This window comes from Psychrobacter sp. (assembly GCF_041554015.1).
Classification (GTDB): Bacteria; Pseudomonadota; Gammaproteobacteria; order Pseudomonadales; family Moraxellaceae; genus Psychrobacter.
In genome coordinates this window covers 45,246-51,781 of sequence record NZ_JBFFMS010000016.1, presented here as the reverse complement: position 1 = coordinate 51,781, position 6,536 = coordinate 45,246, and the positions used below count along the sequence as shown (strand labels likewise).

The following is a 6,536-nucleotide window of genomic DNA, read 5'->3' as shown; positions in this document are numbered from 1 at the left end:
GGCGTTACTGGCGTCACTTAAGTATCGTAAGCAACAGGCAAAGTCGATGACTTAGGGTGTAGATCGCTTGAAGTAAACCTATTTTGCTTTAAAGTTTATTAATAACAGGTTATATCACGCAGTTGGTATGGCCTGTTTTTTTATCTGTTTTTCCATACTTAAATAAAGACTCGAGTTTAATGATACTCTTTTTATATGTTGAGCGCCCTATTAATCTATACCGTTATCAGAGTGCTCAACCTATCTTACTGCTTTCTTATGGTTGCCTTCTTATTGTTACTTCCCTGCTAGCATCTTTTGCAACCTTGCCAATATCACACCATATAAAGGTAAAAATATCAGCACGCCCATCACTATCTTAAACAGATAATCCATTGCGCCGATCTCAACCCAGTTCGCTGCCATAAACGGGTCTGGGCTTTTATAAAAAGCAATGGCAAAAAAGCAAAAGCTATCGACAAGATTACCAATAAACGTCGATACCAAGGGCGCAATCCACCAAGTTTTAAGCTGGCGCAATCTATTAAACACTTGAATATCTAACAGCTGGCCTACGACATAAGCACTAAAGCTTGCAATGACAATGCGAAAGACGAACAGATTAAAATCAAGCAGGTGCTCATGACCAACAAACTGACCATTTGAAAACACCACCGAGAAATAATAAGAAATCACCAGCGCCGGTAGCATAGCAAAGAATATAATGCGTCTAGCAAGACTTTGACCGAATATACGTACGGTCAAATCTGTAATTAAAAAGATAAAAGGAAAGGTAACGGCGCCCCATGTGGTGATAAAACCAAACAGGCCGACAGGTATTTGCACCAAGTAATTACTGATCGCAATAATAAAGATATGCAGACTGACCAGCCAAAATAGAGCACGGCTGTAGCGAATAGATTGAATCGGGGTGGTTGACAGGGTACTACTGCTCATAGAAGAGTCCTTTTTTTACATCAGGGTAGAGGGAACCTGAGCGCGCTATTATAAATGATAATAACAAAAATAGCCAAAATGTGGCTCATATAGCCATAAAAGCCTTTTTTTATAAATAGAAATACAAATGTCATATAGTCACACAAAATACGCCTTGCTTAGTAAGCAAACGCTTAGTATAGTAAAACGTAATGATATGCAGGACATGGCGTACAGATATTTTTTTCTCATAACGTCTATATATTACCACTGCACTATTTGAGTTTATTTTCTTATCAATCCACTTAATTATTAATCCAAAGGATATTTATATGGCTATTAGCTTAACAAAAGGCGGCAACGTAAACTTATCAAAAGAAGCGCCAGGCTTAACCAATATTACTGTCGGTCTAGGCTGGGATCCACGCGCCACTGACGGTCAAGAGTTTGACTTAGATGCGATTGGCTTTTTGGTCAATGAAGCAGGTAAAGTGCGTAACGATCAGGACTTTATTTTCTTTAATAACCTAAAGTCAGACAATGGCGCGGTTGAGCATACTGGTGATAACCGCACTGGTGAAGGCGACGGCGATGATGAAAAAATCAAAATCAACCTAGCTAGTATACCAGCTGACGTCAGCAAAGTTGCTATCTGTGCCATCATTTATGAAGGTCAAGCTCGTAACCAAAACTTCGGTCAAGTGGGTGATGCGTATATCCGTGTGGTAAATGATAACGGCGATTCTGAAATCGCGCGTTACGACCTATCAGAAGATGGCAGTACTGAAACGGCGATGATCTTTGGTGAGTTATATCGTCATAGCGGTGACTGGAAATTCCGCGCGGTTGGTCAAGGTTTCAGCGGTGGTCTTGGACCATTAGCAGCCTCTTATGGCGTTAACGTTTAATAGTCTCATTGACTTAAACGTATAGTAAGCCAACTATCGTAAGTAGCTATTTAACGAGCTACTGATGATATTTATAAGCCATCAAGTGTGTTGTTTAAGACATTTGATGGCTTTAAATTTAAGTAGCTTTACATTTATACGCCTATAAATTTAAACGGCTATGAATTTAAGTAACTCATTTAATGTCTAGGCGATATTCATAGAATTATTTGCTATACCCTCTACAAAGCGACTCATAAAAATATTAGAACAAGGACTTTTGACCTATGGCTGCAACATTTAGCTTAATCGGTACTATTGAACCTTTTTTACATTGTAATCTTAAAAAAGGCGACTCAATCTATTGCGAAGCCAATGCCATGGTGATGATGGAATCAAACCTTGAGCTAAAAGGTAAATTGCAAGGCGGTCTGATGCAGTCATTGATGCGCCGTTTTGCTAATGATGAGTCCTTATTTCAGCAACAGATTGAGGCGGTACATGGTGAAGGTGATTGTTTGCTAGCCCCAACGCTTGATGGCGATATGCAAATTATTGACTGTGGTAAACATCAATATACCTTGAGCGATGGCGCGTTCGTTGCTGCCCAGACAGGTGTCGATATCAGAGCCAATATCCAGCGTAACCTCGGCGGCGCGGTATTTGGTGATACCGGCGGCTTTATGGTCATGCAGACCCAAGGTCAAGGTCAGGTGGTGGTATCAGGTTTTGGTTCACTGTTTGAGATTGATGTGACACCAGATAAAGACGTCATCATCGATAATGGTCATGTGGTTTGCTGGGATTCAACACTTGATTATAAGCTGTCGGTATCGACCAGCAAGAAAAAAGGCATCATGAGTAATATCATCAATTCAGTCACCAGCGGTGAGGGCATGGTACTGAACTTCTCAGGCTCAGGCAAAGTTATTATTTGCTCGCGCAACCGTGATAGCTATCAAGGCTGGCTACAAAGCATCCTCGGCACCAGCTCAGGTGGTCGCGGCGGCAATAATGGCTTACTTGGCAATATTTTATAGCAGGCTTTTTACGTCACTATTATTTCACATAAATATTATAAGGATAATCACATGGCAGTTAGTTTACAAAAGGGTCAAAAAATCTCCCTAAGCAAAGAAGCTGGCGGCGAGCTTACCCAAGTAAAACTGGGTCTAGGTTGGGACGTCTTCCAAGGACAACAAGAGAAGAAAGGCGGTTTTTTAGGTAAGTTATTTGGCGGCGGTAGCGGCGGCGATTCTATCGATTTAGATGCCTCATGCATTATGTTTGATAGCAACAAACAGCCAGTTGATGCCATTTGGTTCAGTCAACTAAAATCAAAGGATGGCAGTGTTGTGCATACAGGTGACAACCGTACTGGTGACGGCGATGGTGATGATGAAGTCATCAATGTTGATTTATCAAAGGTTCCCGCCAATGTGGTATCGTTAGTATTTACCGTTAATAGCTTTACGGGCCAAACGTTTGAGACAGTAGAAAACGCTTTTTGCCGTATCGTTAATGCCAATAATAACACTGAAGTCGCGCGCTATAATTTGTCGTCGCAAGGTACTCATACCGCGATGATTATGGCAAAAGTCTATCGCCATAATAATGAGTGGAAAATGCACGCCATTGGTGAAACCGCTTCTGGTCGTACCTTTCATGATTTGATGCCTGCTATCACACCGCACGCGTAAACAATTTAAGCAGTCTGCATAAAGACCCTTAGTCATCCATACGCAATCAGCCCGTCTATTATAAATAGACGGGCTGATTTTTTTATTAAACAATACTATTAAAGCGCTTACTTACTACCACGTTTCCAGCTAAATCCCCAATTAAAGGCTTTGTCCATCTCTTGATGGCCTTTAAAGTACTCATTAATCCGCTCAACATTGATACTGCCTTGCTGATTGACCAGACGCGCAATCGCACACATCGGTAAGTTTCCCGCCCCTTCTGTCAAACGCGTTTCAATCGGTGGCTGGTCTGGCACATGGATAGTGACCACCCCATCGGTTTGCGCCCAATTTGGCGCACCTTCGTAGATGAAAGCAAAGATAAATACTTCTTCTATCTGCGACCATTGTTGCCCATTAATATCGAGCCATTCACCGCCGCTGACCTGCCCTGTCCTATCATCGGCACGTAACAATACATAAGGCGCTGACTGTAGGTTACCAAAGCGACCTCCTAATGCTTGGATAAGGGTCTTTTCACCATTTTTTAGATGAATCATCGCCCCAACATCAAGATCAATCCCACTGGCTTTATGCTGTTTGAACAAATCGCCAAGCAGCCCTTTTTTAGGTGCTTGCTTACTGACATCTGGTCGTTGGTTCCAGTCTAAATTGACAGAGATTTTACCAAAATCATCACGTTTTCTAAGATTGATGCTGGATTGGTTTTTGGTTAAAGTGATTTTACTTAGGTTAATTGACGGATTTTGAGCAGCTGTAGGAATGGGCGGCGGCGTAGATGTTTGAGGCGCACTGCCCGCTTTTTGCGTATTGATTGGTTGAGACTGATTTTGTATAGGGCTTTGAGCTGGCGCTTCATCGGCAATCTCCACACCGAAATGCTCAGACAACGGTTTTAAGCCACCTTCAAAACCTTGGGCAATAAAGCGAAACTTCCAGCTGCCCTGCCGGCGATAACATTCCGCTAGGATAATGGCTTTTTCGTTACGTCCAGCAGCACTTAGTTGGCAAGTCATCAACACTTGGCTACCTTGTAATACCTGAATATCTACATCGCCGACTTGCGCAAGCGTCTGGGCGCTAGAGAATGCGAGGGCTATCTTCTCGATACTGGCTGGCTGCGCTAGCAAATTGATATCAAAAAATCCATCACTGTCATGACCGCGAAAGCTTACGCTGCCATCATCGCTACGCGTCTGCCCATAAAATATCATATCGCCATCGCCGCGCACTTTACCGTCGCTGGTCAAACGATAAGCTGCACAGTCGATGGCATTTTGGCTTAAAATACGAATGCTAATATGGTCAGTTGGTAGTGGCGCATTAGCACCAGCAATCAGGGCTTGAGGTTGGCTCATTTTTTATCCTTGAAATGATTGATTGTATTTACTGTGTCGCTGTATTTGTTAGATTGACGCTTGCCATATAGTAGCATAGTTGGCATTAGAACCTTAATCAGAACCAGCAGCGTATAAAACGTCAAACAACATCCTAAAAAAGTAAAAATCTTTGAAGCTATTTTATTGCAAATCTCTATACCATCTAGCATTTGTATATAATAGAACCCGTTATATATAAACGCCATGACTGAAATTATTTGATCATGTATAGTGATTTCAGTATAAAAACGATCAACGGGACTAGGATAAATGTTATGCAGCCTCTGTCGGCGTAGGCACAGTACGCCAGAAAAACTTATCCCTGTTGCGCGTTGTCATATGACGTATCTGTTTTATTTGAAATCGACTGCATTACATTGCCAATCACTTTATGATGACAATATCAAGTGATCCACCACCCTATTATTTAAGAGAGCGCAAAGAGAATTATGGATAACCCTGTTAATGATCGTCATCATACAAAGTTAAGCGCTGCTTGGTTGGCTGAAGGTCAATCAAGCCAGCGCGATATGCTTGCTAGCTTGCAAGCATTAAAAGCTCAATCTGATGAGCCTTTTCGCATTATTGCTTCACACCGCCATAATCGACCTGAGATTTTTGAATTTGCCGACATCGTATACCGTGAACCCTCTGCGAGTGCGACAGATAGCGATGAGCAAGTACTGCTCAGTCCCGTTGAACCATTGTTACCGCGCTGGGAGTTTGTCTTAGAGCACGCAAAAGATAACAAAGTTAAGGTGTTATTGACTGGGCGCAACGGTATCGATTATGAAGCGCATCGCGAGAAATTTGCGGCAGCAGGTATTCGTCTATTAACAGGTGCGACCAGCGTAGCAGCATTAGAGGCGATAGATGACAAATTTGCCTTTATGCAGCAGTGTCATGAACATGATATTCCTGTTGCTGATGCGTGGCGTTTTGACAATGTGGCTGAACTTGAAGCGTTACTGGCTGCACACGGTCATCAGCCATTATGTGTCAAGCCCGTCACAGGTATTTTTGCTCAAGGGTTTTGGCGCTTAGGCAAAGTTCAGGAGACAGATAAAGAAGAGGCTGAGCAATACGACAGTTTTGAGCATCTGTATTTTACTGAAGAGAAAAAAATCAATACCACGCAATTTATCAATGCCTATGCCAACAGTCTCATGGTGCATGAACGCCCGATTCCTATGCTATTGATGCCTTATTTATCAGGGCAAGAATACTCTATCGATGTCGTTTGTGAATATGGCGAAGTATTGGCTGCCATCACCCGCTATAAAACTGGCAAAATCCAGCATATCGGCTATGAGCAAGCGGTCATGGATGTCGTCATTCCCTTAATAAAAGCCTTTGGCTGCGATGGTATCGTGAGCGTACAAACCAAAGCCGATGATGACGGTCAGCACCGGGTGCTTGAAATTAATAGTCGTCCTTCTGGCGGTATTGATTACACCACCCATAGCGGCGTAGATTTGACTCAAGTTGGCTTTGCTTATTGGCTCGGTTTAACTGCTAAACCTGTATTGGCTGATATCTCACAACAAATAACCCTCTGCCAAGTACGCTCTATTATGGTGGGTGTAAAAATTGAAGAAGATACCGCTGAGTAAATCAAACTAACGATATAAAAAATTGAAAGACTGAAGGAA

General features: G+C 42.4%; 6 protein-coding genes. 4 read left to right on the top strand and 2 right to left on the bottom strand.

Features of this window, described 5'->3' with window-relative positions; all coding sequences use genetic code 11:
- Positions 1-276: 276 nt before the first annotated feature.
- Entirely contained in the window at positions 277-936 is a 660-nt protein-coding gene (locus ABYU67_RS06215) for a 7-cyano-7-deazaguanine/7-aminomethyl-7-deazaguanine transporter (RefSeq protein ID WP_372844137.1), read from the bottom strand.
- A gap of 311 nt (positions 937-1,247) precedes the next feature.
- Between ABYU67_RS06215 and ABYU67_RS06210 the strand changes: the two genes are divergently transcribed.
- The 3 genes from ABYU67_RS06210 to ABYU67_RS06200 all read left to right on the top strand — a co-directional run bounded on the left by ABYU67_RS06210 (position 1,248) and on the right by ABYU67_RS06200 (position 3,502).
- Positions 1,248-1,823, top strand: coding sequence for a TerD family protein (locus ABYU67_RS06210; RefSeq protein WP_372844136.1), 576 nt, complete (start codon positions 1,248-1,250; stop codon positions 1,821-1,823).
- Between the two features lie 266 nt (positions 1,824-2,089).
- Positions 2,090-2,842: a TIGR00266 family protein gene (locus ABYU67_RS06205; protein WP_372844135.1), complete on the top strand. Its 753-nt coding sequence runs from the start codon at positions 2,090-2,092 to the stop codon at positions 2,840-2,842.
- A gap of 51 nt (positions 2,843-2,893) precedes the next feature.
- Complete coding sequence (locus tag ABYU67_RS06200) at positions 2,894-3,502, top strand: TerD family protein (protein ID WP_372844134.1); 609 nt, start codon at positions 2,894-2,896, stop codon at positions 3,500-3,502.
- Positions 3,503-3,609: 107 nt separating this feature from the next.
- On the opposite strand, the gene ABYU67_RS06195 is transcribed toward ABYU67_RS06200, so the two are convergent.
- Positions 3,610-4,863: a TerD family protein gene (locus ABYU67_RS06195; protein WP_372844133.1), complete on the bottom strand. Its 1,254-nt coding sequence runs from the start codon at positions 4,861-4,863 to the stop codon at positions 3,610-3,612.
- Positions 4,864-5,333: 470 nt separating this feature from the next.
- On the opposite strand from ABYU67_RS06195, the gene ABYU67_RS06190 reads away from it, so the two are divergent.
- Complete coding sequence (locus tag ABYU67_RS06190; protein WP_372844132.1) at positions 5,334-6,497, top strand: ATP-grasp domain-containing protein; 1,164 nt, start codon at positions 5,334-5,336, stop codon at positions 6,495-6,497.
- The last annotated feature ends 39 nt before the right edge of the window (positions 6,498-6,536 follow it).